18 protein-coding genes are annotated in these 15,453 nt (G+C 67.2%); 7 read left to right on the top strand and 11 right to left on the bottom strand.

Annotated elements, in window-relative coordinates; translation table 11 throughout:
• Positions 1-5: 5 nt before the first annotated feature.
• Positions 6-1,178 (bottom strand): glycosyltransferase, encoded by a 1,173-nt coding sequence (locus tag A5779_RS18570; RefSeq protein WP_064884396.1) that lies wholly within the window; start codon positions 1,176-1,178, stop codon positions 6-8.
• A gap of 41 nt (positions 1,179-1,219) precedes the next feature.
• Here A5779_RS18570 and A5779_RS18565 point away from each other — a divergent pair, with 41 nt between their 5' ends.
• On the top strand, positions 1,220-1,654 hold the full coding sequence (locus tag A5779_RS18565; protein ID WP_064884394.1) for a limonene-1,2-epoxide hydrolase family protein: 435 nt from the start codon (positions 1,220-1,222) through the stop codon (positions 1,652-1,654).
• Between the two features lie 7 nt (positions 1,655-1,661).
• On the opposite strand, the gene pspM is transcribed toward A5779_RS18565, so the two are convergent.
• From pspM to pgsA, 5 genes are all read right to left on the bottom strand, one after another.
• The gene (gene pspM / locus A5779_RS18560) at positions 1,662-2,480 is read right to left on the bottom strand and encodes a phage shock envelope stress response protein PspM (protein ID WP_064884392.1); all 819 of its coding nucleotides are present in this window, start codon (positions 2,478-2,480) and stop codon (positions 1,662-1,664) included.
• 20 nt (positions 2,481-2,500) lie between these two features.
• A complete protein-coding gene (gene pspA / locus A5779_RS18555; protein ID WP_064884390.1) occupies positions 2,501-3,316 on the bottom strand; it encodes a phage shock protein PspA in 816 nt (271 codons plus the stop codon).
• Between the two features lie 228 nt (positions 3,317-3,544).
• Entirely contained in the window at positions 3,545-3,886 is a 342-nt protein-coding gene (clgR, locus tag A5779_RS18550) for a transcriptional regulator ClgR (protein ID WP_064884495.1), read from the bottom strand.
• A 91-nt stretch (positions 3,887-3,977) separates the two neighbouring features.
• Positions 3,978-4,466: a CinA family protein gene (locus tag A5779_RS18545; RefSeq protein ID WP_064884388.1), complete on the bottom strand. Its 489-nt coding sequence runs from the start codon at positions 4,464-4,466 to the stop codon at positions 3,978-3,980.
• A complete protein-coding gene (pgsA, locus tag A5779_RS18540) occupies positions 4,444-5,049 on the bottom strand; it encodes a CDP-diacylglycerol--glycerol-3-phosphate 3-phosphatidyltransferase (protein ID WP_110777460.1) in 606 nt (201 codons plus the stop codon). The genes A5779_RS18545 and pgsA overlap by 23 nt, the downstream gene beginning before the upstream one ends.
• 42 nt (positions 5,050-5,091) lie before the next feature.
• On the opposite strand from pgsA, the gene A5779_RS18535 reads away from it, so the two are divergent.
• The gene (locus A5779_RS18535; RefSeq protein ID WP_269085847.1) at positions 5,092-5,613 is read left to right on the top strand and encodes an amino-acid N-acetyltransferase; all 522 of its coding nucleotides are present in this window, start codon (positions 5,092-5,094) and stop codon (positions 5,611-5,613) included.
• Between the two features lie 24 nt (positions 5,614-5,637).
• On the top strand, positions 5,638-6,252 hold the full coding sequence (locus A5779_RS18530) for a hypothetical protein (protein WP_064884384.1): 615 nt from the start codon (positions 5,638-5,640) through the stop codon (positions 6,250-6,252).
• 56 nt (positions 6,253-6,308) lie between these two features.
• On the opposite strand, the gene A5779_RS18525 is transcribed toward A5779_RS18530, so the two are convergent.
• Positions 6,309-8,873, bottom strand: a complete 2,565-nt coding sequence (locus A5779_RS18525) for an FtsK/SpoIIIE family DNA translocase (protein WP_207549094.1) — start codon at positions 8,871-8,873, stop codon at positions 6,309-6,311.
• Between the two features lie 158 nt (positions 8,874-9,031).
• On the opposite strand from A5779_RS18525, the gene A5779_RS18520 reads away from it, so the two are divergent.
• The 3 genes from A5779_RS18520 (at position 9,032) to A5779_RS18510 (ending at position 11,106) form a co-directional block, all read left to right on the top strand.
• Positions 9,032-9,349: a putative quinol monooxygenase gene (locus A5779_RS18520; RefSeq protein WP_064884380.1), complete on the top strand. Its 318-nt coding sequence runs from the start codon at positions 9,032-9,034 to the stop codon at positions 9,347-9,349.
• A 63-nt stretch (positions 9,350-9,412) separates the two neighbouring features.
• Positions 9,413-10,240: a mycofactocin-coupled SDR family oxidoreductase gene (locus tag A5779_RS18515; protein ID WP_064884378.1), complete on the top strand. Its 828-nt coding sequence runs from the start codon at positions 9,413-9,415 to the stop codon at positions 10,238-10,240.
• Positions 10,237-11,106 carry an SAM-dependent methyltransferase gene (locus A5779_RS18510; RefSeq protein ID WP_064884376.1) on the top strand — a complete coding sequence of 290 codons (870 nt, stop codon included), beginning with the start codon at positions 10,237-10,239 and terminating at the stop codon, positions 11,104-11,106. Before A5779_RS18515 ends, A5779_RS18510 begins: the two co-directional genes overlap by 4 nt.
• Here A5779_RS18510 and A5779_RS18505 read toward each other — a convergent pair.
• Positions 11,103-11,510: a group III truncated hemoglobin gene (locus tag A5779_RS18505; protein ID WP_064884374.1), complete on the bottom strand. Its 408-nt coding sequence runs from the start codon at positions 11,508-11,510 to the stop codon at positions 11,103-11,105. The genes A5779_RS18510 and A5779_RS18505 overlap by 4 nt on opposite strands.
• Before the next feature lie 187 nt (positions 11,511-11,697).
• Here A5779_RS18505 and A5779_RS18500 point away from each other — a divergent pair, with 187 nt between their 5' ends.
• Positions 11,698-12,135: a hypothetical protein gene (locus tag A5779_RS18500; protein WP_064884372.1), complete on the top strand. Its 438-nt coding sequence runs from the start codon at positions 11,698-11,700 to the stop codon at positions 12,133-12,135.
• Here the strand turns inward: A5779_RS18500 and A5779_RS18495 are convergent.
• Genes A5779_RS18495 through dapA form a run of 3 tightly spaced genes read right to left on the bottom strand, consistent with a single transcriptional unit; the run spans position 12,121 to position 15,422 of the window.
• Positions 12,121-12,795, bottom strand: a complete 675-nt coding sequence (locus A5779_RS18495; protein WP_131811658.1) for a hypothetical protein — start codon at positions 12,793-12,795, stop codon at positions 12,121-12,123. The two genes, A5779_RS18500 and A5779_RS18495, sit on opposite strands and share 15 nt — an antisense overlap.
• 48 nt (positions 12,796-12,843) lie before the next feature.
• Positions 12,844-14,520 carry a ribonuclease J gene (locus A5779_RS18490; RefSeq protein ID WP_055113186.1) on the bottom strand — a complete coding sequence of 559 codons (1,677 nt, stop codon included), beginning with the start codon at positions 14,518-14,520 and terminating at the stop codon, positions 12,844-12,846.
• Complete coding sequence (gene dapA / locus A5779_RS18485) at positions 14,520-15,422, bottom strand: 4-hydroxy-tetrahydrodipicolinate synthase (RefSeq protein ID WP_064884368.1); 903 nt, start codon at positions 15,420-15,422, stop codon at positions 14,520-14,522. Before dapA ends, A5779_RS18490 begins: the two co-directional genes overlap by 1 nt.
• Between the last annotated feature and the right edge of the window lie 31 nt (positions 15,423-15,453).

Here is a 15,453-nt window from a genome sequence, read left to right as displayed (position 1 = left end):
CCAACCTACCCAGTGCCTGCCAGCGCGTCATGGCACACCCGTACCGGATCTGCCACCTCGGCGATCGAGGCGCCGGCGCGCACAGCGGCCGCACGGTAGGACGATGCCCCGAGCACGGTGTCGACCGCCGCGGTGAGCGCCTCCCCGGAAAGGGGCCGCACCAGCTGCGCACTGCCTTGACGCACAACGCGATTGGCGATCTCCCACTGATCACCGCCCCCCGGCACCACCACCATCGGCACACCTGCCAGCAGCGCCTTGGACACCAGGCCGTGCCCGCCACCGCAGATCACCAGATCGGCGTGCGACAGCAGCTCGTCCTGACGGCCGAGCCCCACCGCCGCCCACGGCGGCACCTCCACGGCGGCCCCGCCGAGCCGCGACACCACCACGCGGGCCCCCTCGGGCAGTGTCTGCCCCGGGCGCAGCGACTCCAGCACCAGTTCGGCCATCCCCTGCGTCCCGGTGGTCGCGGTAGAGGGCGCCACCATCACCACCGGACCCGAGCCCGGCGGCACGGTCAGCACCGCCTCGGTCGGTTCGAAGTGCAGTGGACCGACCACCACGGCCTCGGCCGGCCAGTCCGGGCGCGGCACCTCCAGTGCCGGCAGGGTGGCGATCAAGCGACGCAACGGGCCGGGGTCGTCCGCAGGCAGGCCGATCGCGGCGCGTACTCCGGCCCGCTCGGCCAGTCCCGCCCGCACGGATCGCGCGGTCAGGGCTCGCATGACCGTGTCGCGCAGGCGTCCCCGGATGCCGACGCCCGGGGCCAGCCCGCTGCCGAGCGGTGGCAAGCCCTTCGACGGCAGGTACAGCGGATGTGGGTTGAGCTCCACCCACGGCAACCCGAGCAGCTCGGCAGCCAGCCCGCCGCAGGCGGTGATCACGTCGGAAACCACGAGATCCGGTTGCAGCTCCTCCAGCACGGGCACGTTGAGTTGCGCCATCCGCCCGGCGCGCTGATGGATCTTGGCCCCAGCGTCGGCGTCGTCGTCCCCATCGGTCGCATCGAGACCGACGAGTTCTCGTGCGTCGACGCCGGCAGCCCGCGCGGTATCGAGCCACTCCACCCCGGTCAGCAGCGTCGGGGTATCCCCCGCGGCGAGGAACTTCAGGCACAACGCAAGGGCCGGGAAGGCATGTCCGGGATCGGGCCCGGCGACCACCGCTACGCGCACCGGCCTACCTTGCCACAGGCATCCCCCACTAGGCTTCGGGCATGTCTGACCAATCCACCACCGCAGCGGCGACCCAGACCGGCACGGTCGAAACGTTCCTCAACGCGCTGCAGGAGCAGGACTTCGACACCGCCGAGAACGCACTGGCACAGAACCTCGTCTACCAGAACGTCGGGCTCCCGACCATCTACGGGCGCCAACGTGCGATGAAGCTGTTCCGCTCGATGCAGGGCAAGGCCGGCTTCGAGGTGAAGATCCACCGGATCGCCGCCGACGGCGCCGCGGTGCTGACCGAGCGCACCGACGCCCTGGTTTTCGGGCCGCTGCGCCTGCAGTTCTGGGTGTGCGGGGTGTTCGAGGTGCACGAAGGCCGAATCACGCTGTGGCGTGATTACTTCGACTTCCTTGACATGTTCAAGGCCACCCTGCGCGGCTTGGCCGGCGTGGTCGTGCCCTCGCTGCGCACCTCGCTGTAGCGGCGATTCAGGCGCGGCGTAGCTGGCCGAGTTCGTCGAACGCCTGCGCCCAACCCACCAACCGATCGGTGGCGCCGGTCAGCTCGTTGCGGTAGCGCTGCTGCGACAACGGCGACGCCGCACTCTGGCCACCGTTCACCGTCGATACGAGTTGCGCTGCGGCAGTGACCATCTCGTTGTACTGCCGCACGCCTTGGCCGAGCTGCGCGGTGAACGCGTTGATGGTGGGCACCAGATGCTGGCGCGACTGCGGGGCGTTGCTGATGGCCCGCTCCATCGACACCACCTCGGTGGCGGTAGCTGCCATGGTCCGCGCGGTGTGGTTGGCCACCGCGGTCAGTTCCCGCAACTCGTCGGCCGGAAGCATCCGACCGCGCTCAAGAACACCGAGTAGCGAGAACATGCCGCGCTCGGAGGCCACCAGCGCCGCCATGGGTTGACGGGCCGCCGAACCCCACGGGGGCAACCGTCGTCCGGAGACCGGCCGCTGCGCCGGAAGCGGTTCCGCGCGCAGCCACCGGTACCGCAGCCAGAACAGCGTCGCCGGGAAGGCCGCACCGGCGGCGATCACTCCGCTGATGATCAGGCCCCAGACCGGTGTGCTCCACGACGCCAGCAGCGCCGTCACCAACACCCAGAACACGCTGGACAAGGTGAAGAACACCCCGAAGCGCAGTGCCCAGCGTCGCTTGCGCAACAGCTTCGCGCGCGGATCGGCGGCGGCGCTGAGCTTTTCGCTGAGCGCACCGGACAGATCGGCGGCGGTGTCGATGAGCCGCTGCGCCAACGATCTCCAGGCGTCGGGTCGACCGGTCTTGGTAGCCATGATCTACAACACTCGAATCACTATTGGCCGAGCGGGTTTTCGGGGGTGGCAGGGGTTTGGTTGGCTGTCGGAGTGGCCGGGGTGGACGGGGTGGCTCCGCCGCTGGGCAGTGCGTCGCCGCGCATCGACGCCCGGATCTGCTCGAGCCGGGAATGGCCGGCCATTTGGACGCTGGCCTGCTGCACCTCCATCATGCGGCCCTGCACCGAGTTCTGCGCCAGCTCGGCCTGGCCGATGGCGTTGGCGTAGCGGCGCTCGATCTTGTCGCGAACCTCGTCGAGGCTCGGGGTGTTGCCCGGTGCGGCGACCTCGCTCATGGAGCGGAGCGAGGCACTGACCTGCTCCTGCATCTTTGCCTGCTCGAGCTGGGACAGCAGCTTGGTGCGCTCGGCGATCTTCTGCTGCAGCATCATCGCGTTCTGCTCGACGGCCTTCTTGGCCTGCGCGGCGGCCTGCAGGGCCTGATCGTGCAGACCCTTGAGGTCCTCGACGCTCTGCTCTCCGGTGACGAGCTGGGCGGCGAACGCCTCGGCGGCGTTGTTGTACTCGGTGGCCTTGGCCGCGTCGCCGGCAGCGGTGGCCTGATCGGCCAGCGTCAGCGCCTGGCGGACGTTGACCTGCAGCTTCTCGATGTCGGCGAGCTGCCGGCTGAGTCGCATCTCGAGCTGGCGCTGGTTGCCGATGACCTGGGCGGCCTGCTGGGTCAGGGCCTGGTGTTGCCGCTGCGCGTCCTCGATGGCCTGCTGGATCTGCACCTTCGGGTCGGCATATTCGTCGACCTTGGAGCTGAACAGCGCCATCAGGTACTTCCATGCCTTGACGAACGGATTGGCCATGGGTTCGTTCCGCCTTATCTGTCGGGCTTGTCTGTCAGGCTTGCCCAGCAAGCCGGTGCTCGGGTCCTACTGCTCTTCAGGTTGCCGCAATTCCTCTGATGCCAACTTATCGGTTCTGGACAGGCAGCCACAGTCCCGTCGACTGTTCGCATGGGTGTTTTGCGAAAATTCGTACCCGCACACGAACAGCGCGATCAATCCGGCATCGGCGGTGGCGTCAGGCCCTGGTCACGCGACGGCCATCGACACGACCTGCGGGATGACCACCTTGGTCGACGCATCGATGTGGGCGACGTTGGCAGCGACATCGGGACGGGCGGCTGCGGAGGCGTGTTCACGCTCGGCCATGCTCTCGCCGGCATCGGTGAGCACCCGCGACAGCGGGACGTCCAGCGCGTCGCAGATGGCGCTGAGCAGTTCGCTGGAGGCTTCCTTGCGGCCCCGCTCGACTTCGGAGAGGTACCCGAGGCTGACCCGGGCCGTGTCGGACACTTGACGCAACGTCCGACCCTGTTCGGTGCGGGCGTTACGCAGCACGTCGCCAATCACCTCACGCAGCAATGCCGTCATCGTGCCCTCCTTCGCCTGGCGGTCGCAGGTCCGCTGACTGACCAACGCCGCGGACCACCGCATGGTTCCCGCAGTCCGGTGCAGATCTGGGTTACTGGTTCTCGACCAGGAAACGCAGCCGGGCGATCGCCTCGTCGACGGCGGCGCGGCGGATGTCCCAGCGCGAGCCGGACAGGGCCAACTCGACGACGTCGGTGTCGACCGGGCCGGCGAGGCCGATGAACACGGTGCCCACCGGGTGTCCGCCGTGCGGTTCCGGCCCGGCCACGCCGGTCAGGCCGACACCCCAGGTGGCCGCGCACCGCTGCCGGGCGCCGACCGCCAGCGCCCGCGCGGTGGGCGCAGCGACGGGGCCGACCGCGTCGAGCACCTGGGGGGCCACGCCGGCCAACCAGATCTTGGTGTCCTCGTTGTAGGTGATCAGTCCGCCCTGTAGCACCGCACTGGCCCCTGTCACGCCTGCGAGCGTCGCGGCCAGCAGGCCGCCGGTCAGCGACTCGGCGGTGGCCACGCTCTGTGAGCGCACCGTCAGGTCGGCGACCAGTGCCCTGGCGTCGTCAGTGAGCAGCGGATCGTCCACGTGAATCCCTGATCGCAGAGAGGACGTAATCGGCGCCGGTGAGCACGGTCAGCACCACGGCGGCCCACATGGTCACCCAGGCCACATCGAGCCAGATGTCGGGCCACGAATGCAGCGGAAGCACGAACAACCCGATGGCCACGGCCTGCACCAGTGTCTTGAGCTTGCCGCCACGGCTGGCCGGGATCACTCCGTGACGCAGCACGGCGAACCGCAGCACCGTGATTCCGATCTCACGGGTCAGTACCACCACGGTGATCCACCAGGGCAGGTCGTGCAGCATCGAGAGTCCGATCAGCGCCGCGCCGATCAGCGCCTTGTCGGCGATCGGATCGGCCAGGGTGCCGAACTCGGTGATCATGCCGTAGCTGCGGGCCAACGCACCATCGAGATGGTCGGTGATCACCGCGACCGCGAACACCGCGAAAGCGGCGATCCGCCAGCCGGATTCATGACCGTCGCCGACGAACAGAAATACGAGGAAGACCGGAACCAGCACCATTCGTACACCGGTGAGCACGTTGGCGAGGTTGGCCACGCGCGCACGCGGGACCACCGGATCGGTAGAAGGTTGGCCCGGCACCGCAACAGAATATCGGTTGCCGTAACGGATACTCTTGCGCCTGTGAACCCAGGCAGTGTCGAGCCGCGCAAACACCCTGTGGTGCGCCGCGCCCGCACGTCCGATGTCCCGGCGATCAAGGGCCTCGTCGACGTCTATGCGGGCAAGATCCTGCTGGAGAAGAACCTGGTCACGCTGTACGAGGCGGTCCAGGAATTCTGGGTCGCCGAACTCGACGATGAGGTGGTGGGATGCGGCGCGCTCCACGTGTTGTGGGCCGATCTCGGTGAGGTGCGCACCGTGGCGGTGCATCCGAAAGTCCGCGGCACCGGCGTGGGGCATGTTCTCGTCGAGCAGTTGCTCGACGTCGCCCGCGAGTTGCGCCTGAGCCGTATCTTCGTGCTGACCTTCGAGGTCGACTTCTTCGGCAAGCACGGTTTCGAGGAAATCGACGGCACCCCGGTGACCGCCGAGGTGTACGAGGAGATGTGCCGCTCGTACGACACCGGTGTGGCGGAGTTCCTCGACCTGTCCTACGTCAAGCCCAATACCCTGGGCAATACCCGTATGTTGTTGACGTTGTAAACCTGCATCAGTTCAGGGGGGATTGTGCGGAAATCGACAACGGCGGCCCTGGCCGTCGCCGGTCTGGCCGTCGCGACCAGTACCGCCGGTTGCGGCCTGATCAACGACCTCACCGGCGGGCACAAATCCGGCGCAGAGGCGATCGTGCGCCAACTGCAGTCCATGCCAGGCATATCCACCGTCGACCTCGACTACACCCACAACATCACCGTCGGCGAACTCATTTACTTCAAAGCCGAAGTGGGTTCCTCCGCAACACCGGAGCAAGCCGGTGCGGCAGCCAAGACATTCATGGAGCAGGGCCTGGTTGAGGACCTGGACCGGGCCAACTCCGCCGAGTTGACGATGACCTACCCGCTGGGCGGATCCCGTCCCAACTACTCCCTGCGAAATGACTCCTCCGCGTGGCTCCGCGTGGAGCCCGGGTGGGACCTGACGTTGGTCGCCGACACCGTGGCCACCTGGCTGAGCGCCGCGCGCTCACCCATCGTCGAATCCGTGCTGACTGCCGCCACCTCGGGCGACACCAATTCCTTCGACACCACGGTCACGGTGCGCCCGGAGGCGACCTCCGCGCAGGTCCAGGCGCTGAAAGAGCAGGTGCCCGGCCTACGTGACGCGGCCTGGAAGCAGGCCTAGTTCGACCACCCCGTCAACGTGGTCGACACCCGAATGTTGTTGACGCTCTCAGCGGTTCAGAACTCGTCGGGATCGTCGTCCGCGTCGGCACCGTTGGCGTCGGACCCGCCGCGGATCAGCATCAGCGTGCCGGCCAGCTCGTCGGGCTTCACGAGCACCTCGCGGGCCTTGGAGCCCTCGGACGGCCCGACTATCTGTCGGGTCTCCATCAGGTCCATGAGCCGGCCCGCCTTGGCGAAACCTACACGCAGCTTGCGCTGCAGCATCGAGGTGGAGCCGAACTGAGAAGACACCACGAGCTCAACGGCCTGCAGGAAGACATCCATGTCGTCGCCGATGTCCGGGTCGACGTCCTTGCGCTCGCCGGCCTTGACCGCGGTGACACCCTCGACGAACTCCGGCTCGGCCTGGGTCTTGGTGGCCTCGACGACGGCGTGGATCTCCTCGTCGGTGATGAACGCGCCCTGCATGCGCAGCGGCTTGTTGGCGCCCATCGGCAGGAACAGGCCGTCGCCCATGCCGATCAGCTTCTCGGCGCCTGGCTGGTCCAGGATGACGCGGCTGTCGGTGAGTGACGAGGTCGCGAACGCGAGCCGGGACGGCACGTTGGTCTTGATCAGACCGGTGACGACGTCCACCGACGGCCGCTGGGTGGCCAGCACCAGGTGGATACCGGCCGCGCGGGCTTTCTGCGTGATGCGGACGATGGCGTCCTCGACGTCACGCGGTGCGGTCATCATCAGGTCGGCGAGCTCGTCGACGATGGCCAGGATGTAGGGGTAGGGCTTGTAGACCCGCTCGCTACCCAGCGGAGTGCTGATCTCGCCCGAACGCACCTTCTCGTTGAACACGTCGATGTGGCGGACCCGGGACGCCTTCATGTCCTGGTAGCGCTGTTCCATCTCCTCGACCAGCCAGGCCAGTGCCGCGGCGGCCTTCTTCGGTTCCGTGATGATCGGCGTGATGAGGTGCGGAATGCCTTCGTACGGCGTGAGTTCCACCATCTTCGGGTCGATCAGGATCATCCTGACCTCTTCCGGGGTGGCCCGCGCCAACAGTGAGACCAGCATGGAGTTGACGAAGCTGGACTTACCGGAGCCGGTCGAACCGGCCACCAGAAGGTGGGGCATCTTGGCCAGGTTGGCCGAGACGAAGTCGCCTTCGATGTCCTTGCCCAGGCCGATCACCAGCGGGTGGTGGTCGCGACGGGTCGACGGCGCAGTGAGAACGTCGGAGAGCCGGACCATTTCACGGTCGGAGTTGGGCACCTCGATGCCCACGGCGGACTTGCCGGGGATCGGGGCCAGCATGCGCACGCTCTCGGTGGCGACGGCGTAGGCGATGTTGCGGTGCAGCGCGGTGATCTTCTCGACCTTGACGCCGGGTCCGAGTTCGACCTCGTAGCGGGTGACGGTCGGCCCGCGGGTGCAACCGGTCACGGCGGCGTCGACCTTGAACTGTTCCAGCACCGAGGTGATGGCGTCGGTCATCTGGTCGTTGGCCGCGGTGCGCAGCTTCGGCGGGTCGCCGGCGATCAGCAGATCCAGCGCAGGCAGGGTGTACGGACCCTCGACGACCCGGTCCATGACCAGGGTGTCGTCGGTCTTGGGCTTGCTCTCGGCCTTCTTCCTGGGGCGCGGCTTGACCGCGGGCTCGGGGACCGTCGGCGCATCGGTGTCCTCGGGCAGCGGGTAGTTGTCCATCGGCGTGCCGGCCGGCGCCTTGGGGGCTTCGATGGCGGCTGTCGGCCAGGTCTGGGCGTCGCCGCGCGACGCGTCGTCGTCGTAGTAGCCGTCGGACAGATCGTCGTAGCCGTCGTCCTCGTACTCATCGACGTAGTCGTCGTCGTACTCGTCATCGTCGTACTCGTCGTGGAACGCCCGGGTGCTGAACATGGTCCGCAGGGTCGAGGGCACCTCGCGGATCGTCGTCCCGGTGACCAACAACAGACCGAACAGCACACCCATGAACAACAGCGGTGCGGCGATCCACTCGGTCAGGCCGTCCGACAGGGGCCCACCGATGGCGAAGCCGACGAATCCGGCGGCGTGCTGGCGTGCGACGGGATCCTGCGGCGATCCCGACCACAGGTGCCACAGGCCGAGCAACGGCAGCGCGATCATGGCCGATCCCAGGATCAGCCGGGGGCGCGACTCCGGGTCCGGCTCGGTGCGCATCAGGACGACGGCGATGGCGCCGAGAATGACGGGCACCAGCACCACCGGTCCACCGATCAGGGTGCGTACGGCGGTGTCGATCCACTGACCCACCGGGCCGGCCGCATGGAACCACGAACTGGCGGCCACCACGACGGCGATACCCAGCAGCGCGAGCGCCAGCCCGTCGCGGCGGTGTCCGGGTTCGATATCGCGGGCCCGGCCCACCGAGCGGGCGGTCGATCCGGCTCCCTTGGCCAGCATCAGCCACCCGGCGCGGGCACCTTGGCCGAGCTTCTGGCCCGCGGCAGCGACAGGTGAGGCCTGAGGCCGGCGTGCGGGCTTACGCCGCGGCGCAGCCGGGCGTCCCTTGCGGGCCGGCGCCGGACGCCGCGAACCGCCCCGCGAGCTGGCATTCGACCTGCTCGAACGCGCTCCGGATCGGCCGGCGGTCTTGTTAGCCATGTCCGCAAGCCTAGTCGCACATGCCCCACAATCACCATGTGCCACACGGGTCACAAGACGGTCTCAAATGACACTTAGCCATACGAACCATTTTCGTCCGGTTATCGCCTAGGGTGGACAGTCGTCCAGTTTCGGTTCTCATGAGGAGTTCTGCACCTATGCCAGTTGTTGTCGTCGCCACCATGAAGGCCAAGCCCGAGTCCGTCGACGCCGTGCGCGAGGCCTGCACCAACGCCGTCGCGGCCGTGCACGACGAGCCGGGCTGCCAGCTGTATTCACTGCATGAGTCCGACGGCACGTTCGTCTTCGTCGAGCAGTGGGCCGACGCCGACGCACTCAAGACCCACAGCACCGCTCCGGCCATCGGCACCCTGTTCGGCTCGATCGGCGAGCTGCTCGACGGCGCTCCCGATATCAAAATGTTGCAGCCCGTGGTGGCGGGTGACCCCGCCAAGGGACAGCTGCGGGCCGGCTGATGAGCGCTTGCGCGAAGAAGAAACAACACTGATGAGCGCTTGCGCGAAGAAGAGAATGCACTGATGTCCACCGCCGCTCCCCTGGCCGGGAAGGTCGCATTCATCACCGGCGCCGCGCGCGGCCAGGGGCGGGCGGAAGCCCTCCGACTGGCCGCCGACGGGGCCGACATCATCGCGATCGATCTGTGCGATCAGATCGACTCGGTGCCCTATCCCCTGTCCACGCCCGATGATCTGGCCGCCACGGTCAAGCTCGTCGAGGACGCGGGTGGCCGGATCGTGGCTGTACAGGCCGATGTCCGCGACGAGCAGGCTCTGCGGGCGGCACTGCAGACCGGAGTGGACCGGTTCGGCCGGCTCGACATCGTCGTCGCCAACGCCGGGATCGCCCCGATGCAATCGGGCCCCGACGGCTGGCGCGATGTCGTCGACGTGAACCTGACCGGCGCGCACCACACTGTCGAGGCGGCGATTCCGATCATGGTCGCCCAGGGTGACGGCGGGTCGATCGTGCTGATCAGCTCGGCGGCGGGACTGATCGGGGTGGGCGGCGGCGACCGCGGCTCGCTGGGCTACACCGCGGCCAAGCACGGTGTGGTCGGACTGATGCGGGCCTACGCCAACTTCCTCGCCCCGCACAGCATTCGGGTCAACACGATTCACCCCACCGGGGTGGACACCCCGATGATCAACAACGAGTTCACCCGCGGATGGCTGAAACACATCGCCGAGGAGTTGAACGCACCGACCGATTTCAGCAATGCGCTACCGGTGCAGGTGATCCAGTCGGAAGACGTCGCGAACGCGGTCGCGTGGCTGGTGTCCGATCAGGCGCGCTACATCACCGGGGTGACACTTCCGGTCGATGCGGGCATCGTCAACAAACGATGAGCACTCCCGTCGCTGCTACGGCCGTCGGCCCGATGGTCCTGGCCGCCGTCGAACAGTACGAGCCGGTGCAGCGACGGTTGGTCGACGACGACATGGCGCTGTCATTCCTGCCGGCCGGCGTGCGCGCCTTCACCCGGACCGCGCGCTGGTCGGTTGCTCGCAGACTCCTGATCCAGGCCACCGAACGGTCGGGCCCGGGACTGTGGGCGAATCTGACCTGCCGCAAGCGTTACCTCGGCGACAAGCTCACCGAGGCGTTGCCTGATATCGACGCCGTGGTGATTCTCGGCGCAGGCCTCGACACCAAGGCCTACCGCCTCGCACGACACAGTGCGGTGCCGGTGTTCGAAGTGGATCTGCCGGTCAACATCGAGCGCAAACGCTCGGTGGTGCGCAGCGCGCTGGGGGCCGCTCCCCCGTCGGTTCACCTGGTGCCGGTGGATTTCGAAAACGACGACCTGGCCGCTGAACTCGCCCGACATGGCCACCGCGGCGACCACCGCACCTTCTTCATCTGGGAAGGCGTGACTCAGTATCTGAGCGCCGACGGTGTCGCGTCGACCTTCGAGTTCCTCCGTTCGGCAGCGCCGGCGAGCAGAATCGGATTCACCTATGTCCGTGGCGATTTCATCGACGGCACCAATCGCTACGGTGCCGAATCGCTGTATCGCCGGTTCCGGGTTCGCAGTCAACTGTGGCAGTTCGGGCTCGAACCAGACCGGGTGGCGGCCTTCATCGAGCCCTACGGCTGGCAGCTGACCGAGCAGGCCGGGCCCGATTACCTCACCGAGCATTACATTTCGCCGGCTGGGCGGAAGCTGACCGCCTCTAAGGTGGAATGGACCGCGTACGCCGAAAAGCGTTAGCAGGCAACCAGAGCGTCGAGTTCGGCGGCGTCCGCCCCGGCCAGTCTGCGGTGCATGGCTTTGGCGATGCGCCCGGCCTGGAGCTTGGCTCGCTCGGCATGCGGGCCCTCGAAGAGCTCGTCGACAGTGTCGGTCCACAGGGTCAGCCAGCGCACGAAATGCCGCGCCGCCAACGGATGACGGGCGTGCAGTTCACGGTGCACGGTCAGCGCGCTGCCCCGATAGCGCCCGGCACGGAACAGCACGGTCTCCCAGAAGTCGCCCATGACCGGGATGTGGGACCGCAGTCCCTTGACGCGCAGCTCGGTGAACGGCTCGGCAAGCACGGGATCGGAAAGCGCCTTGCTGTAGAACCGCCACAGGAGCAGCTCCACATCGTCACGCCCCGCCAGGTCTTCAGCCATCGGACAGATCCCTTTCCAGGCCGGTCGCACGCGCCTACCCCTAGTTTCTACAACATGTTCTTGTATAAACTCTAGCCATGATCACCTCGCCGATCCACCTCAGGTTGGTGTGGGGGGCTTTGGCAAGCTGGCAGGCGCCGGTTGGCCGGAAGATTGGCCGAGCAGTCGGCCCGTTGGGAGGTATGTGATGAATGCCGGTCCGGCTGTCGCGGTAGCGGTCGCCTTCTGCTGGCTGGGGATGGTGCTGGCGATCTCGTTCATCGAGGCACCGCTGAAGTTCCAGGCCCCGGGGGTGACGCTGCAGATCGGACTCGGCATCGGGCGCAGGGTTTTCCGCGCACTCAACGCCGTGGAAACCGCATTCGCCGTCGTCATCATCGTGGTCTTCGCCATGCAGCGCCCGTCGCCCGGCGTGATCGTGGCCTTCGCGATTGCCATCGCGGCACTGGCGGTGCAGTTGATCGCCGTGCGGCCCAAGCTCATTCAGCGTTCCAACGCTGTCCTTGCCGTCGCCCCGGGCGAAGAAGCGCAGTCACGCTCGCAGGCGCATTACTACTACGTCGGGTTCGAGCTCATCAAGGTGATCGCGTTGTTGGCCGGCGGGGCCCTGCTACTGGCCGGCTGACTCCGGACTGGGCGTATTAACCTTCACCACAAGGCCTTTCGTATACGGACGCTGCGGGTCGCGCGGGTTTTCCTCCGGGAGGATGAGTCGCCACCCGTTGCCCGGATTCTTGTCACTGGCCACCAGAAACCCGCCCCGGGCGGCAGGGCCGGCGAGTTCGTCGGCGACGCGAATCGGGCCGTCGGCGAACAGATCGCCGGCCTGAGCCTGCACCGTCGGGTCTGAAGCCAATCGTCCGAGCCAGGTGGTCATCACGTCATGGACGTACGCCGCCTGTGCATCGGACAATCTGGCGTCGATCAGGATCGCCAAATTGGCATCGGGACAACCGGCCGGGAACACGTCGCACAGCACGCCTCCGCGCGTGGCCCGGTCGTAGAAGCGACGCATCAGCAACGGAATCCCGAATTTGGTGGCACCAAAGTAGAACGCGCAGAACACCACCACAAATCCCGCAACGACAACCATGTTCTGGTGCCCTTGGGTGGCGAAGGCATATGCCGTCACGCTGAAGAAGATGACAGCCGCGATGACCATCAATCCCACCATCACACGGATCGTGTGCGGATACTCCACTACTCGCTTGATGTCGTCCGCCGAATCGAACGGTGGAAGCGGGCGGCGTCGTTCCAATGGCACCTGTGGTGCGGGGTGGCTCACTGACCCAATCTAACCGGCCCGGCCAGGCGGTCCGGGCACCAAATTCGGCTAGATCTCGATGACGGTCGGGACGATCATCGGCTGGCGACGGTAGGTCTCGCCCACCCACTTGCCCACGGTGCGCCGGACCGCCTGGGCGATGCGGGTCGGGTCGGTGACGTTATCGGCGGCAAGGCTTTCCAGCTCCCGCTCGACGTTGCGGGCGACCGCCTCCAGCGCCTTCGGATCCTCCGAGAAACCGCGGGAATGCAGATGCGCGGGTGCGGCGGGCTTTCCGGTCTCGCGGTGGATCACCACGGTCACCGCCACGAAGCCCGAGGACAGGATGAGGCGTTCACCGAGTGTGGCGTCACCGACGTCCCCGGTGATCAGCCCGTCGACGAACATCTTGCCGACGGTCACCGCGCCGGAGATCGAGGCCTTACCGGCGACGAGGTCCACACTCACGCCGTTCTCGGCCAGCACGATGTTCTCCTGCGGCACCCCGGTGCTCGCGGCCAGCGCCGCATTGGCGCGCATGTGCCGCCAGGTGCCGTGCACGGGCATGACATTGCGGGGCCGCACCCCGTTGTAGAGGAACAGTAGCTCACCCGCATAGGCGTGGCCGGAAACATGTACGCGCGCTTGGGCGTTGGTGACTACGCGGGCCCCGATCTTGGCCAGTGCGTCGATGACGCCGTAGACCGCTTCCTCGTTGCCCGGGATCAGCGATGAGGACAGGATGATCAGATCGCCCGCGGTCAGCGTGATGCTGCGATGCTCGCCACGCGACATCCGCGACAGCGCGGCCATCGGCTCGCCCTGCGTGCCGGTGGTGATCAGCACGACCTTGTCGGCCGGCATCATCTCGGCCGCTCCGATGTCGAGGATGTCGGAATCGGCCACCCGCAGATAGCCGAGTTCGCGAGCGATGCCCATGTTTCGCACCATCGAGCGCCCGACGAACGAGACCCGCCGGCCCAGTGCCACGGCGGCGTCGACGATCTGTTGCACGCGATCGACGTTCGACGCGAAGCAGGCCACGATCACCCGGCCCTCGGCGCCGCGGATCAGCCGGTGCAGCGTCGGGCCGACCTCGCTCTCCGACGGGCTGACACCCGGATGTTCGGAGTTGGTCGAGTCGCACAGGAACAGGTCGACCCCGGCATCGCCGAGCCGCGACATGCCCGGCAGGTCGGTCGGCCGGCCGTCGAGCGGCTGCTGGTCGAGCTTGATGTCGCCGGTGTGCAGCACAGTGCCGGCGCCGGTGTGGATCGCGACGGCCAGACATCCCGGAATCGAGTGGTTGACCGCGAAGTATTCGCATTCGAAGACGCCGTGCTGGCTGCTCTGCCGCTCGCCGACCTCGACGAACACCGGCTTGATCCGGTGTTCACGGCACTTCTCGCGAATCAGTGCGATGGTGAACTTCGAGCCGACCACCGGGATGTCCGGACGCAGCTTGAGCAGGTAGGGAATCGCGCCGATGTGGTCCTCGTGCGCATGGGTGACGACGAGGGCTTCGACGTCTTCGAGGCGGTCCTCGACGTGGCGCAGGTCCGGCAGGATGAGGTCGACGCCGGGTTCGTCGTGCCCGGGGAACAGCACCCCGCAGTCCACGATGAGCAGCCTGCCCAGGTGCTCGAAGACCGTCATGTTGCGGCCGATCTCGCTGATTCCGCCCAGCGCGGTAACTCGCAGACCGCCGGGGGCCAGGGGCTTGGGGGGCGCGAGTTCGGTGCTCACTATCGCAACACCGCTGCCGCGCGCATGTCAGCGGCCAGCGCCTCGATCTCAGCGGGGGTGGCGGGGATCTGCGGCAGCCGTGGCAGGCCCGCATCGAATCCCTGCAACCGCAAACCTTCCTTGGACATGGTCACGCCGCCGAGGTGGGCCTGGGCGCGGGCCAGCGGGGCCAATGACAGGTTGATCTTGCGCGCCGTCGCGATATCGCCAGAGTTGAACGCGGTCAGCATGTCTCGCAACTGTCCGGCGGCCAGGTGGCCCCAGACGCTGACGAAGCCGACCGCCCCCATCGCCAACCAGGGCAGGTTCAAGGTGTCGTCGCCCGAGTAGTACGCCAACCCGGTCTCGGCGAGCATCTCGCCGCCGCCGTGCAGATCGCCCTTGGCATCCTTGACACCCACGATGTTCGGGTGAACAGCCAGGGCACGGATGGTCTCCCAAGCGATCGGTATCGACGAACGCGGAGGGATGTCGTAGAGCAGGTTCGGCAGGTCGGTGGCATCGGCCACGGCCGTGAAGTGCGCGAGCAGGCCCGCCTGCGGGGGCCGCGAGTAGTACGGCGTCACCACGAGCAGGCCGTGTGCCCCCTCGGTGGCGCAGGCCTTGGCCATGTGCACGCTGTGCGCGGTGTCATAGCTGCCCGCTCCGGCGATGATGCGGGCCCGGTCCCCCACGGCCTCCAGCACCGTGCGCAGGAGCGCGAGCTTCTCGTCATCGGTGGTGGTCGGGGACTCACCGGTGGTGCCCGAGAGCACCAGGCCGTCGCAGCCGGCGTCGATCAGGTGATTGGCCAGGCGGGCGGCAGCATCGAGATCGAGCGAGCCGTCGGGCTTGAACGGCGTCACCATTGCGGTCAACACCGTGCCCAACTGCGCCGTTACATCGATTCCGCTCGTACTCACGCGCCAAGATTACCCTGGGTCGATCGGACCT

Origin of the sequence: Mycolicibacterium peregrinum (genome assembly GCF_001665625.1) — a bacterium.
Classification (GTDB): domain Bacteria; phylum Actinomycetota; class Actinomycetes; order Mycobacteriales; family Mycobacteriaceae; genus Mycobacterium; species Mycobacterium peregrinum_B.
This window is presented reverse-complemented; position numbering and strand designations above follow the sequence as displayed.